At 37.5% G+C, this 22,454-nt stretch carries 23 protein-coding genes and 2 pseudogenes; 15 read left to right on the top strand and 10 right to left on the bottom strand.

All coding sequences use genetic code 11. The annotated features are described in order from the left end of the window. Nucleotides 1-19 precede the first annotated feature (19 nt). The 11 genes and pseudogenes from arnB (at nt 20) to SC428_RS04350 (ending at nt 11,273) form a co-directional block, all read left to right on the top strand. On the top strand, nt 20-1,165 hold the full coding sequence (gene arnB, locus SC428_RS04300) for a UDP-4-amino-4-deoxy-L-arabinose aminotransferase (RefSeq protein ID WP_070925446.1): 1,146 nt from the start codon (nt 20-22) through the stop codon (nt 1,163-1,165). Beyond that, a complete protein-coding gene (gene arnC, locus SC428_RS04305; RefSeq protein ID WP_070925445.1) occupies nt 1,165-2,157 on the top strand; it encodes an undecaprenyl-phosphate 4-deoxy-4-formamido-L-arabinose transferase in 993 nt (330 codons plus the stop codon). Before arnB ends, arnC begins: the two co-directional genes overlap by 1 nt. Continuing rightward, complete coding sequence (gene arnA, locus SC428_RS04310; protein WP_070925444.1) at nt 2,157-4,142, top strand: bifunctional UDP-4-amino-4-deoxy-L-arabinose formyltransferase/UDP-glucuronic acid oxidase ArnA; 1,986 nt, start codon at nt 2,157-2,159, stop codon at nt 4,140-4,142. The genes arnC and arnA overlap by 1 nt, the downstream gene beginning before the upstream one ends. After that, nucleotides 4,142-5,035, top strand: a complete 894-nt coding sequence (arnD, locus tag SC428_RS04315; RefSeq protein WP_070925443.1) for a 4-deoxy-4-formamido-L-arabinose-phosphoundecaprenol deformylase — start codon at nt 4,142-4,144, stop codon at nt 5,033-5,035. The genes arnA and arnD overlap by 1 nt, the downstream gene beginning before the upstream one ends. Before the next feature lie 7 nt (nt 5,036-5,042). Continuing rightward, on the top strand, nt 5,043-6,701 hold the full coding sequence (gene arnT / locus SC428_RS04320; protein ID WP_070925442.1) for a lipid IV(A) 4-amino-4-deoxy-L-arabinosyltransferase: 1,659 nt from the start codon (nt 5,043-5,045) through the stop codon (nt 6,699-6,701). Next, nucleotides 6,698-7,045 (top strand): 4-amino-4-deoxy-L-arabinose-phosphoundecaprenol flippase subunit ArnE, encoded by a 348-nt coding sequence (gene arnE, locus SC428_RS04325; RefSeq protein ID WP_070925441.1) that lies wholly within the window; start codon nt 6,698-6,700, stop codon nt 7,043-7,045. The genes arnT and arnE overlap by 4 nt, the downstream gene beginning before the upstream one ends. Next, on the top strand, nt 7,042-7,449 hold the full coding sequence (gene arnF / locus SC428_RS04330) for a 4-amino-4-deoxy-L-arabinose-phosphoundecaprenol flippase subunit ArnF (RefSeq protein ID WP_140179110.1): 408 nt from the start codon (nt 7,042-7,044) through the stop codon (nt 7,447-7,449). The genes arnE and arnF overlap by 4 nt, the downstream gene beginning before the upstream one ends. An 88-nt stretch (nt 7,450-7,537) precedes the next feature. Further along, complete coding sequence (locus tag SC428_RS04335) at nt 7,538-8,023, top strand: C40 family peptidase (RefSeq protein ID WP_070925440.1); 486 nt, start codon at nt 7,538-7,540, stop codon at nt 8,021-8,023. A gap of 164 nt (nt 8,024-8,187) precedes the next feature. Beyond that, nucleotides 8,188-8,325, top strand: a pseudogene (locus SC428_RS04340) (lipoate--protein ligase); the annotation flags it as partial. A 402-nt stretch (nt 8,326-8,727) separates the two neighbouring features. After that, nucleotides 8,728-9,237: a hypothetical protein gene (locus SC428_RS04345; RefSeq protein WP_318706025.1), complete on the top strand. Its 510-nt coding sequence runs from the start codon at nt 8,728-8,730 to the stop codon at nt 9,235-9,237. A 305-nt stretch (nt 9,238-9,542) separates the two neighbouring features. Next, the gene (locus SC428_RS04350; RefSeq protein ID WP_318706027.1) at nt 9,543-11,273 is read left to right on the top strand and encodes a recombinase family protein; all 1,731 of its coding nucleotides are present in this window, start codon (nt 9,543-9,545) and stop codon (nt 11,271-11,273) included. Between the two features lie 79 nt (nt 11,274-11,352). On the opposite strand, the gene SC428_RS04355 is transcribed toward SC428_RS04350, so the two are convergent. Next, nucleotides 11,353-11,976 (bottom strand): XRE family transcriptional regulator, encoded by a 624-nt coding sequence (locus SC428_RS04355; RefSeq protein WP_210849423.1) that lies wholly within the window; start codon nt 11,974-11,976, stop codon nt 11,353-11,355. Nucleotides 11,977-12,080: 104 nt separating this feature from the next. Between SC428_RS04355 and SC428_RS04360 the strand changes: the two genes are divergently transcribed. Together SC428_RS04360 and SC428_RS04365 are read left to right on the top strand one after the other, a co-directional pair. Next, a complete protein-coding gene (locus tag SC428_RS04360) occupies nt 12,081-12,341 on the top strand; it encodes a helix-turn-helix domain-containing protein (protein WP_272677690.1) in 261 nt (86 codons plus the stop codon). 13 nt (nt 12,342-12,354) lie between these two features. Then, nucleotides 12,355-12,942 carry a hypothetical protein gene (locus SC428_RS04365; RefSeq protein WP_318706032.1) on the top strand — a complete coding sequence of 196 codons (588 nt, stop codon included), beginning with the start codon at nt 12,355-12,357 and terminating at the stop codon, nt 12,940-12,942. Between the two features lie 111 nt (nt 12,943-13,053). On the opposite strand, the gene SC428_RS04370 is transcribed toward SC428_RS04365, so the two are convergent. Further along, entirely contained in the window at nt 13,054-13,620 is a 567-nt protein-coding gene (locus SC428_RS04370; RefSeq protein ID WP_318706170.1) for a recombinase family protein, read from the bottom strand. 208 nt (nt 13,621-13,828) lie between these two features. Here SC428_RS04370 and SC428_RS04375 point away from each other — a divergent pair, with 208 nt between their 5' ends. Continuing rightward, nucleotides 13,829-14,635: a chaperonin gene (locus SC428_RS04375; RefSeq protein WP_318706034.1), complete on the top strand. Its 807-nt coding sequence runs from the start codon at nt 13,829-13,831 to the stop codon at nt 14,633-14,635. Nucleotides 14,636-14,667: 32 nt separating this feature from the next. On the opposite strand, the gene SC428_RS04380 is transcribed toward SC428_RS04375, so the two are convergent. Together SC428_RS04380 and SC428_RS04385 are read right to left on the bottom strand one after the other, a co-directional pair. Further along, nucleotides 14,668-15,633 (bottom strand): macro domain-containing protein, encoded by a 966-nt coding sequence (locus SC428_RS04380; RefSeq protein ID WP_318706036.1) that lies wholly within the window; start codon nt 15,631-15,633, stop codon nt 14,668-14,670. Beyond that, the gene (locus SC428_RS04385) at nt 15,630-16,208 is read right to left on the bottom strand and encodes a DarT ssDNA thymidine ADP-ribosyltransferase family protein (protein ID WP_318706038.1); all 579 of its coding nucleotides are present in this window, start codon (nt 16,206-16,208) and stop codon (nt 15,630-15,632) included. Before SC428_RS04385 ends, SC428_RS04380 begins: the two co-directional genes overlap by 4 nt. A 296-nt stretch (nt 16,209-16,504) precedes the next feature. Between SC428_RS04385 and SC428_RS04390 the strand changes: the two are divergent. Then, nucleotides 16,505-17,395, top strand: a pseudogene (locus tag SC428_RS04390) (lipoate--protein ligase); the annotation flags it as partial. A gap of 241 nt (nt 17,396-17,636) precedes the next feature. On the opposite strand, the gene SC428_RS04395 reads toward SC428_RS04390, so the two are convergent. The 6 genes from SC428_RS04395 to SC428_RS04415 form a co-directional block, all read right to left on the bottom strand. After that, a complete protein-coding gene (locus tag SC428_RS04395) occupies nt 17,637-18,008 on the bottom strand; it encodes a helix-turn-helix domain-containing protein (protein WP_070929058.1) in 372 nt (123 codons plus the stop codon). 148 nt (nt 18,009-18,156) lie between these two features. Then, nucleotides 18,157-18,327 carry an SH3 domain-containing protein gene (locus SC428_RS22165; protein ID WP_219339417.1) on the bottom strand — a complete coding sequence of 57 codons (171 nt, stop codon included), beginning with the start codon at nt 18,325-18,327 and terminating at the stop codon, nt 18,157-18,159. Nucleotides 18,328-18,599: 272 nt separating this feature from the next. Next, nucleotides 18,600-19,385, bottom strand: a complete 786-nt coding sequence (locus SC428_RS04400) for a heme ABC transporter ATP-binding protein (RefSeq protein ID WP_318706044.1) — start codon at nt 19,383-19,385, stop codon at nt 18,600-18,602. A 2-nt stretch (nt 19,386-19,387) separates the two neighbouring features. Next, a complete protein-coding gene (locus SC428_RS04405; RefSeq protein ID WP_318706046.1) occupies nt 19,388-20,389 on the bottom strand; it encodes an iron ABC transporter permease in 1,002 nt (333 codons plus the stop codon). Then, complete coding sequence (locus SC428_RS04410) at nt 20,386-21,207, bottom strand: heme/hemin ABC transporter substrate-binding protein (RefSeq protein WP_140179116.1); 822 nt, start codon at nt 21,205-21,207, stop codon at nt 20,386-20,388. The genes SC428_RS04405 and SC428_RS04410 overlap by 4 nt, the downstream gene beginning before the upstream one ends. Nucleotides 21,208-21,383: 176 nt before the next feature. After that, nucleotides 21,384-22,433, bottom strand: coding sequence for a hemin-degrading factor (locus SC428_RS04415; protein WP_070929773.1), 1,050 nt, complete (start codon nt 22,431-22,433; stop codon nt 21,384-21,386). Nucleotides 22,434-22,454: the final 21 nt, after the last annotated feature.

The raw sequence follows: 22,454 nt of genomic DNA on the forward strand, positions 1-22,454 counted from the left end.
AAATTAGGCTACAAACTATATGAGCAATTTCCTTCCGTTTTCAAAACCGGCAATCGGTGACGAAGAGGTTAAGGCAGTAGAGAAAGTTCTGCGTTCAGGCTGGATCACCACAGGCCCACAGAATCATCAGTTAGAAGAAGACTTTTGCAAACGTTATGGTTGTAAACATGCAATTGCCCTTACTTCAGCAACCGCAGGTATGCATGTTGTTTTAATGGCGTTGGGGATAGGCCCTGGTGATGAGGTGATAACACCATCACAAACGTGGGTATCCACCATCAATATGATTGAGCTATTAGGTGCAACACCCGTGATGATTGATGTCGATCGTGACACGCTTATGGTGCAACCTGATGCGGTAGAGAAAGCGCTTACTGCGAAAACGAAAGCGATAATTCCTGTACACTATGCAGGTGCTCCTTGTGATTTAGACGCATTACGCGCTATCGCACAAAAAGCAGGTGTGGTACTGATTGAGGATGCTGCCCACGCAGTAGGCACTCGTTATAAAGATGAGTGGGTCGGTCAACATGGCACTGCTATCTTTTCTTTCCATGCAATCAAAAATGTGACTTGTGCCGAAGGCGGCTTAGTGGTTACTGATGATGATGAATTAGCCCAGCGTGTTCGTACATTAAAATTCCATGGTTTAGGTGTTGACGCCTTTGATCGACAAATGCAAGGCAGAAAACCACAAGCTGAAGTGGTTGAACCTGGGTTAAAATATAACTTGTCAGATATTCATGCTGCGATAGCGGTGGTTCAATTGTCTCGTGTTGAAGAAATGAACCAACGACGTGCGCAGCTCGTTGCTCGTTATCGTGAAGCATTAAAAGATTCACCGCTGCAAATGCTGTCAGTACCTGAATATCCTCATTTACATGCTAACCACTTATTTATGGTGCGTGTTGACAAAACTGTGTGTGGTATCGATCGTGATACTTTTATGGAAAAACTAAAAGCGTATGATATTGGTACGGGCTTGCATTTCCGTGCTGCACATACGCAAAAATATTACCGTGAGAAGTACCCAGAACTCTCACTCGCAGAGTCAGAATGGAACACAGCAACGCTTTGTTCACTGCCTCTCTTCCCTGATATGTCTGATGCAGATGTTGATCGGGTAGTTAAAGCGATAAATGAAATCCTTTTGGAGTCAAAATAGTGTCATTTGTAGATGAATTTGAAGAGATTAAAAAAGTCTCTGTTGTGATCCCTGTTTATAATGAAGAGCAAAGTCTTCCTCAGTTGCTTGAGCGTACCATCAAGTCCTGTAAACAATTAACTCAGGCTTATGAGCTGATTTTAGTTGATGATGGCAGCAGCGATCGTTCAGCGAAAATGTTGACTGAAGCCGCAGAAAATCCTGATAACCATGTTATCGCGATCATTCTGAATCGTAACTATGGGCAGCATTCTGCAATTATGGCTGGTTTCAATCAAGCAGACGGTGATTTAGTGATTACACTGGATGCAGATTTGCAAAACCCTCCAGAAGAGATCCCTCGTTTAGTGCAAACTGCGGCTCAAGGTTATGATGTTGTTGGGACTCGTCGTGCTAATCGTCAAGATTCGTGGTTCCGTAAAACGGCGTCTAAAATGATTAATGCGATGATCACGAAAGCGACCGGTCGTTCGATGGGTGATTATGGTTGTATGTTACGTGCATACCGTCGTCATATTATTGATGCGATGCTGCAATGCCATGAACGAAGCACATTTATTCCTATTTTAGCGAATACTTTTGCGCGTAGAACGATTGAAATTGATGTAGCGCATGCTGAACGTGAGTTTGGTGATTCAAAATACAGCTTTATGAAGCTGATTAATTTAATGTATGACCTGCTGACTTGCTTAACTACAGCGCCTCTGCGTTTATTAAGTGTAGTTGGTAGTATTATTGCAGCAGGCGGTTTCTTATTAGCAGTGTTGTTGATCGTATTACGTTTGCTTTTTGGCGCAACATGGGCCGCGGATGGCGTGTTCACACTGTTTGCAATACTCTTTATGTTTATCGGCGCACAATTTGTCGCTATGGGGCTGCTTGGTGAGTATATCGGCAGGATCTATAATGATGTGCGTGCGAGACCCCGTTATTTTATTCAAAAAGTCGTCGGTGCGGATGCTAAGACTGACAAAAATCAGGAAGAAAACTAATGAAAGCTATTGTTTTTGCCTATCATGATATTGGCTGTGTAGGGCTGAAAGCGCTTAAAAAAGCAGGTTTCGATATTCAGGCGGTATTTACTCACACTGATGATCCTAACGAAAACCACTTTTACTCTTCAGTAGCGCGTGTCAGCGCGGACATGGAACTTCCTGTTTACGCGCCAGAAAATGTCAATCACCCATTGTGGATTGAACGTATTCGCGAATTGAAACCAGATGTTATTTTCTCATTCTACTATCGTGACATGCTGAGTGAAGAACTGTTAGCGTTGGCACCGAAAGGCGCGTTTAACCTACACGGCTCTTTATTGCCAAAATACCGTGGTCGTGCACCAATTAATTGGGCACTACTAAACGGTGAGCACGAAACCGGTGTGACTCTGCACAAAATGGTTGCTAAAGCGGATGCTGGCGAGATTGTTGCGCAAGAAAAAGTGGCGATCACTGATACTGACACTGCGCTGACTCTACATGCTAAAGTACGTGAAGCCGCAGAAGTGTTATTAGATAAAACTCTGCCACTGATTGAAGCAGGCAACTACCAGACGACAGCTCAAGATGAGAGCCAAGCAAGCTATTTCGGGCGTCGTACAGCTGAAGATGGCCTGATTGATTGGAGCCGTTCTGCGACAGAAGTTAACTGTCTGATCCGTGCTGTAACTGAACCGTATCCAGGTGCGTTCACCTATTTGGGTGCTCGTAAAATGATCATTTGGCGCGCTCGCGTTTTAGATGATAACCAAGGTAAAGCGGCTGGTACTGTACTGTCTAGCGATCCACTACGTATCGCTTGTGGTCAAGGTGCGATTGAAGTGGTTAGCGGTCAAAGCGAAACAGGTTTGTACATGCAAGGTAACCGTCTTGCTAACGAGATGGGGATTGTGACTGACGTGCGTGTTGGTGCGAAACCTACCGCTCAAGTAAAACGTCGTACACGTGTTCTGATCCTTGGTGTTAACGGCTTTATCGGTAACCACTTGACTGAGCGTCTGTTAAAAGACGGTAACTACGATATCTATGGTATGGATATTGGTTCGTCTGCGATTGAACGCTTTATTGGTAACCCACGTTTCCACTTTATCGAAGGTGACGTGAGCATTCATACTGAGTGGATTGAATACCACATTAAAAAATGTGACGTTATTCTGCCGCTGGTAGCGATTGCAACACCAATCGAATATACCCGTAACCCACTGCGCGTATTCGAATTAGACTTCGAAGAAAACTTGAAAGTGGTTCGCTACTGTGTGAAATACAACAAACGTATCATCTTCCCATCAACTTCAGAAGTTTATGGTATGTGTGATGATAAAGAGTTTGATGAAGACGAATCACGCCTGATTGTTGGTCCAATCAACAAGCAACGTTGGATTTACTCTGTATCTAAACAGCTGCTAGACCGAGTGATCTGGGCATATGGTGCGAAAGAAGGTCTGAAATTCACCTTATTCCGTCCATTTAACTGGATGGGACCTCGTTTAGACAGCTTGAATTCTGCTCGTATTGGTAGTTCGCGTGCAATCACTCAGTTGATCCTCAACTTAGTTGAAGGTTCACCAATTAAACTGGTTGATGGTGGTGCACAGAAACGTTGCTTTACTGACATTAAAGACGGTATTGAAGCGCTGTTCCGCATTATCGAAAACAAAGACGGTAAATGTGATGGCCAAATCATCAACATTGGTAACCCAACTAACGAAGCAAGTATTCGTGAGTTAGCGGAAATGTTGCTTGAAAGCTTTGAAAAGCACCCACAACGTGGAAAATTCCCGCCATTTGCAGGCTTCCGTGAAATCGAAAGCAGCAGCTACTATGGTCAAGGCTATCAAGATGTTGAACATCGTAAACCAAGTGTTGAAAACGCACGTCGTTTATTAAACTGGGTTCCGAGCATCGACATGAAAGATACCATCGAAGAGACATTAGATTTCTTCCTACAAGGTGCTGTTGAAGAGTTAGGTGATAAAGACTAATGAAAAAAGTTGGCTTGAGAATTGATGTGGATACCTATCAAGGTACATTGAAAGGCGTTCCACAATTACTCAAAGTGCTTAAACAGCACAACATTCAGGCCAGCTTTTTCTTCAGTGTAGGACCCGATAATATGGGGCGCCATTTATGGCGCCTTTTGCGTCCTAAATTCCTGTGGAAAATGCTGAGATCTAACGCTGCCTCTTTATATGGACTCGATATCTTATTGGCGGGTACGGCTTGGCCGGGTAAAAAAATCGCCAAAGATTTAGGTTATTTAATGAAGCAAACGTTAGATGAAGGCCATGAAGTTGGATTGCATGCATGGGATCACCAAGGCTGGCAAGCGAAGGTGGCTAAGTGGAGTGAGGCTCAGCTCGCTGAGCAAGTGAAGCTTGGTGTTGATGCGTTACAAAAGGCAACAGGGCAGCCAGTAATGTGTTCTGCGGTTGCGGGATGGCGTGGCGATGAGCGAGTACTTGAAGTTAAACAAAAGTTTGGTTTCAGTTACAATAGTGATTGCCGCGGGCAATATCCATTTAGACCGATCCTACGTGATGGTTCGATAGGTACCGTGCAGATCCCAGTGACCTTACCAACTTATGATGAAGTGGTCGGCACCGTGGTTAGTGATGAAGCTTTTAATGATTTTATCTTGCAAGCGATAAAAGAGGATCAAGGTGTTCCGGTTTACACTATCCATACTGAAGTTGAAGGAATGTCTAAATCAGAACAATTTTCACAATTATTGGAACGAATTACTCAAGAAGAAATCCAATTCTGTACATTAAGTGATTTATTGCCAGAAGACATCAACACACTACCTACGGGCAAAGTGGTGAGAGCACCATTCCCGGGGCGTGAAGGCTGGCTTGGCTGCCAAGAAGAGGGATAGTATAAGCATGTTGAATAACCGAGCGAGCAAAATAGGAGCCTCACTGCTGGCTCTTTTTTTTATCTTAACTTATTTACTGCCGTTGAATAGCCGTTTACTTTGGCAGCCCGACGAAACGCGTTATGCAGAAATTAGCCGTGAAATGTTACAACGTGGCGATTGGATCGTTCCGTATATGTTGGACACTCGCTACTTTGAAAAACCCGTAGCCGGTTATTGGATCAACAATATTAGCCAAATGATTTTTGGTGAAACTAATTTTGCCGTTCGCTTCGGTTCTGTGTTTTGCATTTTGCTGAGTGCATTACTTATCTATCGTATGGCTAAAATGATGTGGCGTAATAACCATGTTGCCTACGTTGCAAGCTTTATCTATGTTTCGATGTTCTTGGTGTTTGCTGTTGGGACATATAGCGTACTTGATCCGATGTTGTCATTGTGGATTGCTGCAAGTATGTATTGCTGTCTATGGGCAATGAAGGCACGGGGAATAAAAGAAAAACTGGGGGCATGGATCTGTCTCGGTTTAGCATGTGGCATGGCATTTATGACCAAAGGGTTCCTTGCATTAGCCATTCCAGTGATTGTAATGCTGCCAATTACGATATACCAAAAGCGCTTTCTTGAAATGATCAAGTATGGGCCGCTTGCCATTGTCTCTGCGGTATTAATTAGTTTGCCATGGGCACTGGCGATTGCAAAACAAGAACCCGATTATTGGAATTATTTCTTCTGGGTTGAACATATCAAGCGTTTCACTGCTGATGATGCACAACATATAGCACCGTTCTGGTATTACATTCCGATTATTTTATTAGGCTCCATTCCATGGGTTGGATTGCTTCCAGGCGCATTATGTAAAGGTTGGAAAGAACGTAAATCAAGCCCTGATATGTTTTTCCTACTGTGTTGGTTTGTTGTCCCCGTGTTGTTCTTTAGTATTTCACGCGGTAAGTTACCAACCTACATGCTACCGTTTATGGCTCCATTAGCATTGTTAATGGCGAAGTATGGGGTAGATTGTGTGCGTAATGGCAAAATGAAAGCGCTAAAAGCGAATGGTATTATTAACATTGCCATTGGTGTATTAGCGGTTATCGCAATTATTATTGCCGGCACTGTTATTAAGCGTCCTCTCTACGAAGCAGATGAATGGTCTAAGATGGTACTTGGTATCGTCGCTTTCTCTATTTGGGGTATCATTGGTTACCTATGTACCGTGTTAAATGCTAAGTATTGGTTATGGGCAGCCTCTTGTTCGCTTGCGGTGAGTTTATGCATCGGAAGTGCATTGCCAAACAATACGATTAATTCAAAGCTGCCACAAAGTTTTATCCATCAGAATCATGATTTACTTATGGATAGCAAATATTTAATGGCAAGTAATGTCGGAATTGCGGCTGGGCTAGCATGGGAAACGCAAAACTCAAATATCTACTTATATAATAGTAGTGGTGAGCTGACTTACGGCTTAGAGTATCCTGATAGCCAACACCGTTTAGTCAAACCCGATCAATTTGCGGCTTGGTTAGCCAAAGCACGTCAAGAGGGGCAAGTGACCGTGGTATTTTTACTTGGTCGTAAAGAGGGGCTCCCAGACATACCTAAGCCAGATCAGGTGATCAGTAATTCACGCATTGCGATTGTGGTGTATCACAAACAATGATTGCACAATTATTACTACTATTATTGGTCAGTGCATTAACTTGCATTGGCCAAATAGCACAAAAACAAGCGGTCGTTTGTTGGCAGGGCGATAAGCAAAATAAAACAGCATCAGCCATTCGTTGGTTGGTGCTGGCGTTGTTGATGCTAGGTTTGGGCATGTTGTTTTGGTTAAAGCTCTTGGAAACCATGCCATTAAGTATTGCTTACCCGATGCTCAGTATTAACTTTGTTTTAGTCACTTTGATTGGTCAATTTGTTTATCATGAAAAAACAGGGCTGGATCATTGGCTAGGTGTTGTAGCGATTATGATCGGTATCTTTCTGATGAGTATTAGTGGATGAATAAAGGTTATATTTGGGTAGTAGGCAGTGCACTGTTAGTGACGATTGCTCAGCTGAGTTTAAAGGCTGGTGTAGTTGGGCTACCTTCGTTCACCCTTGGATGGCATTGGTTACAACTCGATTGGCTAATGGCGAACGCTGTTAGTTTAGGTATCGTGTTTATTGGTCTAGTGTGTTATGCATTATCTATGCTGTGTTGGTTGTTGGCTTTGAAATCAATTCCATTGAATAAAGCTTACCCATTAATTAGCTTGAGCTATATATTTGTGTATTTGCTGGCTGTTATTTTGCCTTGGTATAATGAACCGGCAACATGGCTAAAAGCCGGAGGCGTCGCATTTATTATTCTCGGTGTTTGGTTAATTAGTCGACCAACAAAACGGTCAGCCAATAAAACTAAATAATGTAATTTAATGACGCGATTATTTATTTTTCATATTTTAACGGCTATGATGAATTTGATGTGCTGATTTTTTATCCACAGGGTGCGATATGATAATTAAATGGCGATATTTACCAATAATATTTTCACTGGTGCTGGTGGGATGTTCCACTTCAGTTAAAAGAACCCCGCCGCCGCCGTTAAAAACACAATTATCTGACCCAATCATGACCATTGCTCAGCTAAAAGACCAGTTGGAGCAATGGTATGGTACACCGTATAACTACGGTGGAATGAGCCAAAGTGGCGTTGATTGCTCTGGCTTTGTATATCGTACCTTTAATGATCGCTTTGCTATCCAGTTACCACGTACTACGGTTGACCAAACCCAGCTTGGCACACGTATTGATAAATCAGATTTGATGCCTGGCGATTTAGTTTTCTTTAAAACAGGTTCAGGTGAGAATGGTTTACATGTTGGTATTTATGATACGGACAATACATTTATTCACGCATCAACCAGTAAAGGGGTGATCCGTTCATCGATGGATAATGTGTATTGGCGAAAGGTGTTTTGGCAAGCTCGCCGTATCTAGCCTTCATTTCCTCTTTATTTATACTCTAGATAATTCAAGATTGCAGTTAGGCGCTTACATAAATCGGTGACTAGCACGAGTGAACGTGGTTAACAGCACTGCAACTTGAAGGATGACGAGTATATGCTATCTTAATGCCAATTTTTTATTACTAAGGTAGCAGCATGTCTAGCTTACGTTTACTTATTTCTGAATCGTTTGACCCTTGGTTTAATTTAGCAGTTGAAGAAACCATATTTCGCCAAATGGCAGCAGACCAACGAGTGATGTTTTTATGGCGCAATGCAGATACTGTGGTAATGATACACTAATCAAACAAAATAATTTGCAGGTGGGCTTTCTAACCACTTGATTTAAAATAATTAATTTTTTATGGGGTAGATAAGTCACGAATTACATTTGAGATAAATATTCATATAAAATCATTGACAAAGGGAATTTTATAATTTTTGTGTTATACTTCCTATGTAAAGGAAGATGTACTCAATTTGCATAAATACTATGACAAATGAAACTAATGTGTCGTCTCCCACACTCCCTAGTGTGCAGTACTCAAAATATTTCTCCGAAAAACCACCTTTCAGTATACAGGCTTGTTATTTTTATAAACTGAATAGGCTTATTCAGAAACATATTGGGTATTTAACTTGCATGAAGCGAGTCATTTAATAAGGGAATATATGAAATAATTAAAAGGATTTTTGATGATGGATAATTTTAACACTAGTCATTTTAATAAAAATGAACTAGATAAGGGGTATGCCGAATTATTAAAAGGCAAAGACTTCAAATGGTTTATTACACTTACATATAAAAATGCAGCAAATCAAAAGCTTACAACTGATAAAGTACAAAGAGATATAGATAATCTTCATAGAATTATGCATCGAGAATGTTTTGGAAAACATTATAAAAATAAAGATAATGCGGACAAGATGATAATTAATATGTTCTCTTCTATAGAGAAAGGAATGGATGAGAATATTCATATTCATATTTTACTTTCAGATATCCTATCAGGAATAGAAACTAAGACAAGTACACCTCTAAACGAATTGTTGCTAAATACTTGGAGGGAAAAAATACTTGGTAAGCTTGGTAAGTATGCAAATACTGATTGTCAGGTTATAACATATATAAATGGTGTGGTTCATTATATTTTAAAAGAATCAGGCACTGGATATGAAAATATTGATCTTAGTAAATTATCCTAATTATATTGTAGCACCTTGGGGGGCTGATATAGGTTTATGACCATATCTTTTAACTCCAAGAAAAGTGCAAGGGATTGGGTTCCTTGGTTTAAGTGTGTCTGAAGGAAAATTACAGTACTTTAATACTTTAATACTTTAATACTTTAATACTTTAATACTTTAATACTTTAATACTTTAATACTTTAATAGTACATTAGTACAATTTTGTAGAATAAGGCTGTATCTATTGTCTAGTACTTTAGTTTGTTTTTTTAGATGGAAGATTATATTATATGAATATAATCTTCTTTTTTATGAGTGATTTATGAGTAAATTAAAAGCTCACGTTTATACTAGGATTTCGAAAGCTAGCCAGCAAGAAGGTAGTGGTTTGCATGAGCAGCGTGAGAGAATAGATGAATATATTAAAAAGCATACTAACATTTTTGATGGTAAAGTGACTTACTGGGAAGATATAGGAAAAAGTGCTTATAAAGGAAAAAATATTCAAGATGGGGAGATTGCTGAATTTATCAAACAGGTTAAGTCAGGTTTAATAGGAGAAGGTCACGCTTTAATTCTGTATTCTTTAGACCGCTTCTCTCGCCGTTCGTCATGGGATGAGGATATTTTACAGTGGTTAGTAAAAAATGATATAGAGATTCATGATGTAACAACACCTGTCGTTCTTAAGAAAGATGATCCTTGGTCAAAAACAATCATGGATTTGATTCTTCTTCGAGGTCATAATGAAAGTGAAATCAAAGCTGAAAGGTCTAAAGCTGGTTGGAAGAAGCGGTTAGATGATACTCGCAACGAAGGAAAGGTATTTACAAATAAATTACCCAGTTGGTTAAGTACTGATGAGAATGGTTACATCATCATTGAAGAGAAAGTAGAAATTATAAAGCGATTGTTTAGAGACTATTTAAGTGGATTGAGTAGCACTATGATAGCCAGACGGCTTAATGAAGAGGGCATTGAGTCTATGGCTGGCTCACTATGGCGTCCTAATGGTGTGACTAAACTTATAAAGGATGAAAGACTTAGGGGAACTCTTCGCCGTAGTAATAATCAAGAGTCAGTACCTAACATTTTCCCTGTAATTATAGATGAGGATCTATTTAATAGTGCTAATAGAATGCTTAATATTAATGCAGCTGGAATTAAAGGGCGTCCTAGAGAAAATAATAAAACTAGAGAAGTGAATAATATTCTTACTGGTATTGTTCGTTGTGGTAAATGTGGAGCAAAAGTTACAACGGCTAAAAATGGTCGAGGTGTTAAATATGTTGTATGTTTAAATCGGCGTAATCATGAAATTTGCAGACAAAGAAGTATTAGACTTAGAGAGCTAGAAACTATAATTATAAGACATACAAAGCAAATGGATATGTCTAAAGTTTTTTCGTTTCATAAAGAAGATAAAACACATGAAAATAAATTAAAAATGGAATTGATGTATTTAAATGAGGAAGAGAAAAAATTTAAAGAAAAAATTAGTGAGAGGAAAAAATTAGGAAAAACTGTTAATTATATTTTAGCTGATTCATTAACAGAGATACTAGATAGAATTGATGAGGTTAGACAAGAACTATCTCAGATTAATATCATAGAGCCTATACCCATATTAGAAAAAATAGAAATTAAGGAACTAATAGACGTATCTAACATAGATTTAAGGATGAGCTTAAGAAAGTATCTGACACAGACAGTTGATGAAATTAGATTTAGAAGTATTGAAGAAAAATTTTTAATAGAAATTAAATATTATAACAATGTATATAAACATATACTAATAACAGATAAAAAGGTTAATGTTATTGAGCATGAAATTAGTATTGAAAAAGAAGAAGATAAAATTATTTATTCAACTAGTGAATTTAAACTGTGTGTAAATGAAACTACTCAAGAATGTAATTTTAAGGGGTTAAAGCTTGTTAAAATTCAAGATTATTTTTTATTAATCAATTACATCAGTGGATTAGGTGATAAGCAATGGGTGATAAATGAAATGCACAAAAATGAAAATATTGTATTCTCTAACGGCTTATAAAAGTGGGGGCTTGCCAAGTTTTGATTTAGCCTTGTGTAGCAAGGCTAAACTAGATAGTCTGATAGTCATAAGTAATTAGCTATGGTGTAGTAAGGATCAAAACTACCTCACCAACTATTTGTAGATCACTTAAAGAGTCATTATCAATAATAATATCTGTATAGTTTGGATTTGTGCTATTTAATAAGTAACCGTGTGGTGTTACTTGCACTAATTTGTATAAATAGTGTTCATTTTTTTGCAGTACCATAATCTTACTTTCTTTAAGCAATTTTTTGTTAGTATCAACAAGAACTACACTATTGGTACTAAAAATAGGTGCCATAGAATCAGTATCAACATATAGTGCAGCAAGGCTTTCCGTACTACCATCGATATTTTTAAAGTCATTAAATCCTAAAAAAAGGAACTCTTTTCTATTTAAAAAAGGTATTTTGTGTATTAACGACGGAACACTATCAGTTGTTCTCTGATTTTGTAAGGTTGAACTATTGCCTGTGGCTAACCATTCAATTGAAACATTACATGCTTTAGATAGAAGCACTAGATTTTCAAGTGTTGGGCTTGACTGAGCATTTATGTAGTTATGAAAGGTACTGTAACTAATACCTGCCTTATGAGCGAAATCCCTTCCGCTACCTTTAGGTACTATTGATTTTAAACGTTCACTGAATTCTACGATCGTCTTCTTTTTACTATTCATAATCTATTGCTCATTACATTAAAAGGAATTTAGTTCCTTTTATGGTTTGACAAGTTCCTAATAATGATCAATCATGTTCTTGAAATAATTAATGAGTAGTCATTATGAGTAATCACAACAGTTTAGCATCTCAGAAAAAGGAACAAAATGCTAGTTCAAAGAACTGGCATAGAGCAGAAATTATTGCTGAAGTAAAAAAGAAAGGGAGTTCTCTAGCTTCTCTTTCTAGGGTAAATGGATTGCACGAAAGAACCTTATACAATGTGTTAGATAGAAGTTGGCCCAAGGGTGAAAAAATAATTGCTGATTTTTTAGGCTTGAAAGTTTCTGACATTTGGCCTGAGCGTTACAGAAAAAATATTTAATGTGGAGTTTACCATGAATCCTTTAGTAGTATTTTTAGTTAGTATGTTATTAGGAATATTTTATTATATAAAAATGAAAAAATGGTGTATCAAAAGTAATATAAAAGGGTTTGTTAAATATGTTTTTTTAATTGGAACTAGTTTTATAGTATTTATTCTGTCAGTTTTTATATTAGCGTTGCTATTTCAAAAGTCTAATAATATTGGAGAGGAAAAGTACAGTTGTAGTATTGGTTTATATAATTTAAGTAGCAATAAATTTGAAAACTTCAATTTAAATCAGGTGAGAAAAGGAAAGTATATAGACGGAGGCACTGCAATATTAACAATAAAAAATAATAGATTCTCTTTTTATTTAGATTTAATCAATAAAAGTTTTGATTCACCTGAATTGAAAGATAAACTTGTGGATGTTAACGGAAGAGAAAGCAAAAATGGCTTTACAGTAATTAATAAAGATAATGTTACTGGTTTTAATTATTTTACATTGTATCAAGATAAAAATAAACCTGAAATACACATATCACAAGCTTTAAAAAATGGTTCAGGTTTAATTCAAGTACAGACGTTCTTTACAACAGAGTGTACAAAAATTAACTAATATATAACTTCCTACAATTTAAATTACAGATCTATTATTTAGAGGTGGCCTATTAAAATCTTGATATCGATAGGCTACCTCTTACTAAGATGACATTTATGAAATATTCTACTATGTTGATTCAAATAATTTGTAATCTTTTTTCACTCTAAAAACTGTTGCCCGACCACAATCACAAAGCTTGGCGATCTCATCAGCAGTGTATTTTCCTGTTTCTAGCATTTCACTTATTTTACTATGTAGTGCGACATTTTTTTGTTTTCCTTTATATTTTCCAGCTTTTTTAGCTATAGCAATACCTTCATCTCTTCTTGATGCAATAATACCTCGTTCAAACTCTGCCACTGCTCCCATCATGGTCAAAATTAGCCTTGAAGCGGGAGAATTATCAAAACTCATGTTATTGTCTAAGAACCTAACAGTGATTCCTTTTTCTACTAACTCATCCACTAGCGATAAAAGTTCCTTAGTATTACGGGCTAATCTATCAATAGACTTTGTAATGAGAGTATCACCTTCCCTTAAATGCGATAATAGCAATAGTAGTTCTGGCCTATCGTTAATATTTTTCCCTGATGCTTTTTCTTGAATCACTTTGTTGCAGATAGGCTCAAGTACTGAAAGCTGCCTTTCTAGATTTTGATCTTTTGAAGAAACTCTAACGTATCCTAGTATCATATTAAGCTCTTTGGTATCATTTATAATATCCAAATGATACTGAATCATATAGATGGGTTCAAGTACTAAATGATACTGTTTTAGTTGAATTAGGCGGGTATCATTAGGGAGTAGCTAAAAAGTACTCATTGTATTGTTATTAAAAATTTAGGCATTATAATAATATGTACTTATAACGAAAATGTATAAATTTATTTAGGTTGTTTTAATGCGTAAAATTTCGGAGCGGCTAAAAAATGCTAGAATATCAGAAGGGTTTTGTACTATCTGTGGAGAGTTTGGGCGTTTAAGTAAAGATCATGTTCCTCCACGTTGTGCTATAAACATACAACCAATGCTACAAAAAACAATATCTGAATATTATTCATCAGAAGAAATAAAGCCTATTAATGCTCATCATGGCTCTATATTTAAAACTATTTGTAGAGACTGTAATAACAATATTCTTGGCTCTTTAGACAGTGAAATAAAAAAACCAATTGAATATTTTTTAGGGAAATTACGAATATACTTATCGGGTAGTTGTTATAGTAACATAATAAAGGTGCCATTCAATTCTAATTTGTTTCTTAAAGCTATGGTTGGACATCTTCTTGCTGCTACTTCAGTTGAATCTTGTAAAAATGAATTAACTGAGAGTGAGTTTTACACACCATTAAGAAAATTTGTACTAGGACAGAATGAAGATATAAAATTAACTCATGATTTTTATTATTGGTTTTATCCAAATAAACTGCAAATAACATCACAATTAGCAAGCTTTTATAATGATGGAAATTTTTGTCTCTGTTGTTGTATGCATTTTTTTCCTATAGCTTTTTTAATCACTCTAAAAGAGAGAGGGACATATCCAGCACAAGCTACTAAGCTTGAGTTAGATGATAAAAATTTATATTTTAATATGTCGCCTATAAATTTCAAATATGCAAACTTTCCTTTTGTACCTCTCTATGGTAATCAGATGATGCTTTTTTCTTCTGGGTATACTTGTGTTAGTTATCCTCGTATAAAATAGATTAATTTTAATAGTCTTATATGATATAAAAATCATGTGTTTTTATTACATAAAGAATATTGTCCAAACATATTTTTCTCAATAATTTCAAAAGCCATCATTTTATTCAGTAATGACTTATTAAATTCATTAGCATCAATTTCTCTATTATTTTTAATTAAGCTTATGATGTTATAGGTTGATAAATATTCATTTTTAGACTCAAAACTATTAATTAGTTGAATGCAAGAATTTAACACAGGAATCGGTTTTTGAAACTCAAGTTTCATATTCTTAGTTAAATGAGTATTAATAAATTCATCAATGTGTAAATCTAAATTATTCTTATACTTCATCTTTAAATTTTTTAGTTCGGCAGTTATGCTATCTAATTCACTTGAATGTGGTTCATGATCTTTATTATCAAACTTGAAAATATTATTATTTAAAATAATCTGGCACATATAGAATAATAAATGTAAGTTATATATTTTTTTATTATTCAGTTTATTTGCAGCATGAAAAACCAATAAATGCTTTACATTGAGCAAGTCTTTTTTGTTTGAGATATCTTTAGCTATTATTGGGGGGAATAATATTATCTCAACGAAGTCTAAATCACTTAAAATATTTATAATAATATTTTCTACGCGTTGCCACTCTAGCCCACCATTACCACAACCTAGTGGTGGTATTGATATAGACGTAATATTTTTTTCTAAAATTATCCGTTTTAAAGATTCTAATCCCTTAGTGATAAAATCATACTGTGATTTTTTTCTCCAAGAATCTTTTGTTGGGAAATTAACTATTAGCTTATTATTTTCTTCAACTACAAGAATATCTCCTATTTTAAATTTATTATTTTCACATGCATTTTTATATACCCAATAATTTTTAGGATATCGTTCTTTAAACTGATATGCTAATCCTTTGCCCATAACTCCTTGACAATTGACTGCATTTACCAGAGCTACTGTTTCAGATTCGAGTATGTCACCATATTGATATTTTATCATTTTATTGAGCAGTACCAGTCCTTTACATCAACAAAAACACTTTTGATTCTATTTTTAGTTAATAATGCTTCAACTTCTTTTTTTGTTTTCTCATCTTTAACAGCTATTGATTGGAAGCAATTTGCTGGTACTGTACTCGGTGATAAACATTCTGCCATACATACTAATTTACAATTTGTATTTTTGTAGTCTCTTGTATCCATAAGATCCCAGTCAATCAAATCGATGCCTTCGTCATAATCAACTAATGATACACCAGCAGAAGAAAGTGGATGCTTAGGTAGTATCTTCCAATTATTTTCTTTTGCAAATGCTCTATGAACAGTAATCATACAAAAATCTTTATCTTTATGATCAGTTAATACCCTCCCATCAAATGGATTACCAGCAAAAAAATGAAATGGAACCATATTCTCTAGCGTTTTAGCTCCACGCCCTACAATTATTTCAGAATCAGCAACATCGACAAATCCACCTTTTAAAGACGCTCTAGAGCATAAACCTGAGCTAAGTATGTTAGGTAAGTTTTTTAGAGATGTAAGGTGATATAGCAATTTCCCATCACGATATGACACAGTGTTTCCCTCTTATATTGACGTAAGAACTAAATTAATAATCCATTACTCTAATTATAACGACTTCTGAATTACTCTACAATGATGTGTACCTATTACATATACTTCACTTTACTAAATATCATATTACTGTTGCATAGTTTGGAATGCTATCAATTTGTATACGACTCGCATTTTCTTATTCTATGATATTGATAATCTATAATTTTTGTCAAAAGTTTTGATGGGAATATGCATTTTGTGTATGAAAAAAATAGAACGATATTAGAAATGATTTGTTTGATATAGTATTAATAACCGTAGTTATAGGTCGCGCACAGAATCCATGGAAAGAATGTAATACCCGCCGTATGGAATTGGACAATGTCCGTTTAGCTCGTCGTAGTAGCGGTGGAGGGGCGGTATTTCAAGATCTTGGTAATACCTGCTTTACTTTTATGGCGGGTAAACCTGAATATGATAAAAGTATTTCCACAAATATTATTGTCAATGGATTGGCTAAAGTTGGCATTCAAGCTGAAGTTTCAGGGCGCAATGATCTCATATTAAATACCACTGATGGCCCTCGTAAAATATCGGGTTCAGCGTATCGCGAAACCAAAGATAGAGGCTTCCATCATGGCACGTTACTGATTAATTCTGATTTAAATCGTTTAGCTGATTACCTTAACCCAGATCCTAAAAAACTACAGGCTAAAGGGATCACTTCTGTGCGTTCTCGTGTGGCTAATTTATGTGAACTGGTATCCGATATCAGCCACGAAAAAGTCTGTGAAGGGATTATCGCTAGCTTTTTTGAGTACTATGGTGAGTCAGTAGCACCTGAATATATTTCACCTGAGAAGCTGCCTGATCTGCCTAATTTTAGTGAAACCTTCGCTAAGCAAAGCAGTTGGGAATGGAATTTTGGTCAAGCGCCTGCGTTTACGCATTACAGTGATACACGTTTCCCATGGGGTGGTATTGAATTCCATTTTGATATTGAAAAAGGGGAAATTAAGCGCTGTCAATTTTTCACGGATAGTTTGGATCCGTCACCACTGGAGTGGTTAAGTGAGCAACTGACGGGGCAGGTTTATCAAACAGAGACCGTACGTCAGCTCATAGCGAAAATGCACACGATGTGGCCTGAATTAGCTGAGCAACTTGTCGATATAGAAGGTTGGTTGATACATGAATTAAGTTAAAAAAAGAGCCGGTATCGCTACCGACTCAGACATAGACTTAAATATACTTATCATATTTCAATTTGCAGCGTTTTTTGTTTAGGTAGGGTGACTAGTTTCATTCACACTAGTCACATACTTAAGTGTGTTCCTAGCGATCAACTCACTTGCCACCTAGCTGCCCCTCGAATTACTTAGAGTATAAAGAAATAAAAGGTATTAAGGGGATGACGAATATTTCTACAACTGAACTGAAATAAGTTTAATTATTACAACTGCAAGACATAAATTCTTGGCATTCAGGCATTTGACCGTTTTGGCGGAATTTTGCAGGTGTAATGTCAAAATGTTTTTTAAAGATACGTGTAAAAGTCGCTTGTGAGCTAAAGCCGTATTGCAGAGCAATATCAAGGATCGGTAAGTTACCATCACGTAAAGATTTCGCAGCTTCTAATAAACGACGTTTACGGACGTATTCGCCAAGCGTGCAACCTTTCATTTCTTTGAAAACACGCTGTAGATGCCATTTTGAATAACCACTCTTATCGGCAATAGTGTCGATTTTGATACCTTCATTGCGCTGTAACTGACTTTCAAGCCATTTAACAATATCGTTAACTACACTCTCAGACATATTTACCTCCCACTACGATGGGTTATTGTTCATTAATAACTAATAATAACTAAAGAAATTAGTGTCTATTCTTCCTATTTTTCCGATATATCGATAGGCATAACGTGCTTTTTTTTAGTGAGAATGGTTATTGATACGATTGGATTTATCAATCTAACTGTTTTATACATTCAATATTGTATGTTATTTTTTTATTTAAATCAATGTGATAAATTTTATTGCTGTTCTTATTAGGTTTATTTTTACGTGTAAAAATGCCCTGTTCAATTTTTTTGTATGATGCATTCGAATTTATTAACCAAGTAAAATGTTGAGAAATTAATTTGTTTTAAGTTCTATGGAAAAAACGATGAATGGCTTTAATAGACAGGAAATACCGATGTGATAATCACAAATGTTAATGCTTTTTTATCTATAATTTTAAGATAATATGATTGGTGTTATTCGTTTTATTAGTAAAAAATTGTAATTAAAGTGTTAACTAATTCATAACAAGATGCTAGCGCAAATAGTCAATTCATTATTAGAGCATGTGTTGTCATCCGAAGAACACAGTTTCTTGCAGAATACGCTGCAAGAAACTGGAAGAAATTAGCGGCGCAAGTAGACGTGTGGTGTGGTTGTTTCAGGGTGGGTAATGATACCTAAGTCAGCTTTATACCACTGGGTGAGGTTTTCTTCTGTTAATACCTGTTCAGGTGTACCGCCAGCAACAAGTTTACCTTGATGTATCAAATAAATACGGTCAGCGTATAACGCCGTGAGGTTGAGATCATGTAGTACACAGCAAACACCAATGGGTCGTTCTCGGGTTAACTGGTGTAGTAGGCGTAAGCTATGTTGCTGATGATAGAGGTCAAGGGCTGATGTCGGCTCATCTAAAAATAAACATACGGGTTGTGGGGTTGGTTGCCAAACTTGAGCTAATACACGCGCTAACTGTACTCGCTGTTGTTCACCGCCAGAGAGTTGGCGAAAATCACGTTGACGTAGTTCAAGGCAATCTGTTTGTGTTAACACTTCCTTAATGGCTTGCTGTTTGTGTTCAGAGCCATGTGGGCTACGTCCCATAGCGACGACATCTTCAACGGTAAAGGCGAAAGACAAATTGCTCTGCTGCTTCATTACCGCACGTTTTTTCGCGAGTGCACGGTGTTGCCAGTCACGTAGATCTAGGCCTTCTAATAGACACTTGCCTTGCGTGGGGGCTGAATATCCCGTTAGTAACTTTAGTAATGTTGATTTTCCCGCGCCATTTGGGCCGATAATAGCAACCATTTCATGTTGTTGTATGGATAGACTGATATCATCAATCAATGTTTTATCGCCAATTTGAAAGCCAAGATGGCGTGCTTCAAGGAGAGCTTTACTGCTCATTTTTAAATCCTCCCTGCTGGCTGTCGCAGTATTAACCACAAAAAGTAAGGTCCGCCAATTAAACCTGTCAATAAGCCAACAGGGATCTCTGCTGGGCTAACAGCGGTACGTGCGATAGTATCTGCAACCAGTAGTAATGTCGCACCAACAATAGCCGAGCCGGGTATTAACCAGCGATGGTCAGGACCTAAAGTCATACGGATCAAATGAGGAACTACTAAGCCAACAAAGCCAATCACACCACTCATTGCAACAGCACAGCCAACCAATAAGGCACTTAAGAAGAGTAAAATAAATTTAGTTTTCTCAACATTTAAACCTAAATAATGTGCATCTTCATCACCAAGCTGTAGCAGGTTAAGCTTTTTGCCTTGCCATAAACAAATAAGGCAGGTTGGTAAAATGACACTGGCTGCGATCGTCAGTGAAGTCCAATCTACGCTCGCAAGTGTACCCATCATCCATAAGCTAAAAGTACGCAATTGTTGATCATCACTGATATAACTGAGTACACCGATAAATGACATGCACAGGGCGTTGATAGCGATACCAGCTAAGAGTAATCGAGCAAGATTGCCATTCGAATAACGGTTCAAACTAAAAATAATTAACGAGACAATTAAGCTACCAACAAAGGCAGCACCGATATGACCATAGTTCAGCAAAACGCTAGGCAAAGAAACAGAGAGCACAATAAAAGCAGCCACACACAGAGCGGCACCACTACTGATACCTAATAAACTGGGATCGGCGAGTGGATTACGGAATAGTCCCTGCATAATTGCGCCAGAGACGGCAAGGGCAAGTCCGACTAAAATGGCCAATAAAAGTCGCGGTAAACGGATATTTAGCCAAATTTGCCAGACAGGATCGGTTGTAGGGAGTTGCCACAGTGTTTTAAATGAGACATTCATTGCCCCAGTATTAGATGAAACCATTGCAATGGTTATCAGCACTAAGAGTAGGGCAATAACGACAAATAGTGGGTATTTAATCCGATTCATTGCGAATTCTCTAATGCCTCGCGTATTTGCAGCATCACTTCTGGTGTACCAAGACTAAAGCCAAGCATTCCCATATCATCAACGACAATTAATGCTTTATTTTTCGCCGCCGGTGTCATTGCAACCCCCGGCAATTTCCATACTCGCTCTTTACCACCTAAAGATTTAATGCCTTCTTGAGTGACAATGATGAGATCGGGTTGGCTAGCGATGACCCCTTCTTGAGATAATGGACGATAGCTATTAAAACCAGACATGGCATTTTTAGCGCCGGTTGCTTTAATCAGACTATCAGCGGCAGTTTGTTGACCCGCTGCGAGAGGAAGTACACCACCGTGGCTCATAATAAAGAGTACTTTCTTATCAATCGGTGATGTATTCACTTTGGCTAATTGTTGATTAAATTTCTCAGTAAGTTGTTTGCCTTGTTCCACTTTACCGACAGCATTCGCAATGGTCGTGATTTTTTCAGGAACAGCTTCTAATGAGGGTTTACCTGTGACTTTGATGATCTTAACGCCACTTTTTTCTATCTGTGATAGTGCAATCGACGGTTTGGCAAGCTCACTCGCGAGTATCACTGTTGGGCGCATAGATAATACACCTTCGGCATTAAGCATACGCATATAGCCAACATCGGGTAGTTTAACTGCTTCAGCAGGGTGGAGACTGGTGCTATCCCTAGCAACCACTTGGTCACCTGCGTTGAGTTCAAAGACTATCTCCGTCACATCTCCCCCGAGCGTTACGACTCGTTCTGCTGATTGGGCGGTGCAACTGATGATGAGTGTCATTGCAATTAGAAGCCATTGTTTCATGTTATTTACCTACAGGCCGTTGATCTAAAAACCAATCATTCAATCCAATGTGTATCGAGAGGTTCATTATCTTAATCATTAGATAAGAACCTCTCGGAGGTTAACTTACATTTTAGATATCAGCCGTTAATTCAGATGAAAATTGGCGATTAACTAAAAAGGACTGTCTCTAACGATTAGATGTGTGGCAGTGCCATAACTTGATTACGCCATTGTTCTTGTTCTGGCGTTCCTTCGGTACGTTGGCCATACATCTGTACAATTTGATTGCCATCTTTATCAAACACCTCAAGACTGGTGACAAAACCATCTTGAGTGGGTTTGCGTGTTACCCAGCACTCAGAAACACCATTTTCAATCATATGTAAGGTGAAATCCGGATTGAAAATGTTCAGCCATTTAATTTCAGATCCTTCGGCTTGATATGGCATCAAACGTTTCAATTGGCCTGTGAAAATCTGTACACAACCACGGTTACCAACAAAAATCATAATTTCATTTTGATCGTTAAACGCGGTATTAATCAATTGATTGAATGAATCAACAGGGACTTGCCAAGCCAAATCATCACTGACGGCACGGAACACTTGCTGGCGGCTCAGATTATTTTTCTTCAGTAAGATAAAGAATTGGTGAACATCGGTCATATTGCGCCATTCTTGCTCTAACTGCTGTTTCAGCTCATCGCTGATTGGCTGTTGAGAAAAAGGCTCCGCAGCTTCAACAACTAATGGCGGGTTGTCATTAGAGGCATATTGTTCAATCAATGCCTGCCATGCCACCATGTCTGTCTCATCTGTAGTATAGACTTTATGCAGAGCATCACCTTGTTTATCAAAAAACTGGATACTATGGCGTTCACCGTTTTTAGCTTCTTCGGTCAAGGTAAAAATAGAATCCCAATGGCTGAAGAACATCCGTAAATCCAACGCGCGTGGATTTAAAATTAACCCTGCGTGTGAGCTGAATTTCGCATTATCGTAGCGGCCAACTTGCTCATGTACCACGTATTCATTACGTGTGATGGCTTTGACTTGACCAACGGCAGCTAAAGCCTTTAGCAAGGTAGGGGCATCAACATTGAGTCTTTGCGCTTTGTCATGACCGACACGGCTATGTAATAGCTCACCTTCAGAAACATTAAGGTAAGCCGCTAGATCGCGAGCGTATTTTGCTTTATTTTCTGCTTTAGCTTGTTGATAACGCTCGAATAATGTTGAACTCACTGTGTATCTCCTTATTTGATT

It is taken from the genome of Providencia sp. 2023EL-00965, from assembly GCF_033550225.1.
GTDB classification, from domain to species: Bacteria; Pseudomonadota; Gammaproteobacteria; order Enterobacterales; family Enterobacteriaceae; genus Providencia; species Providencia manganoxydans.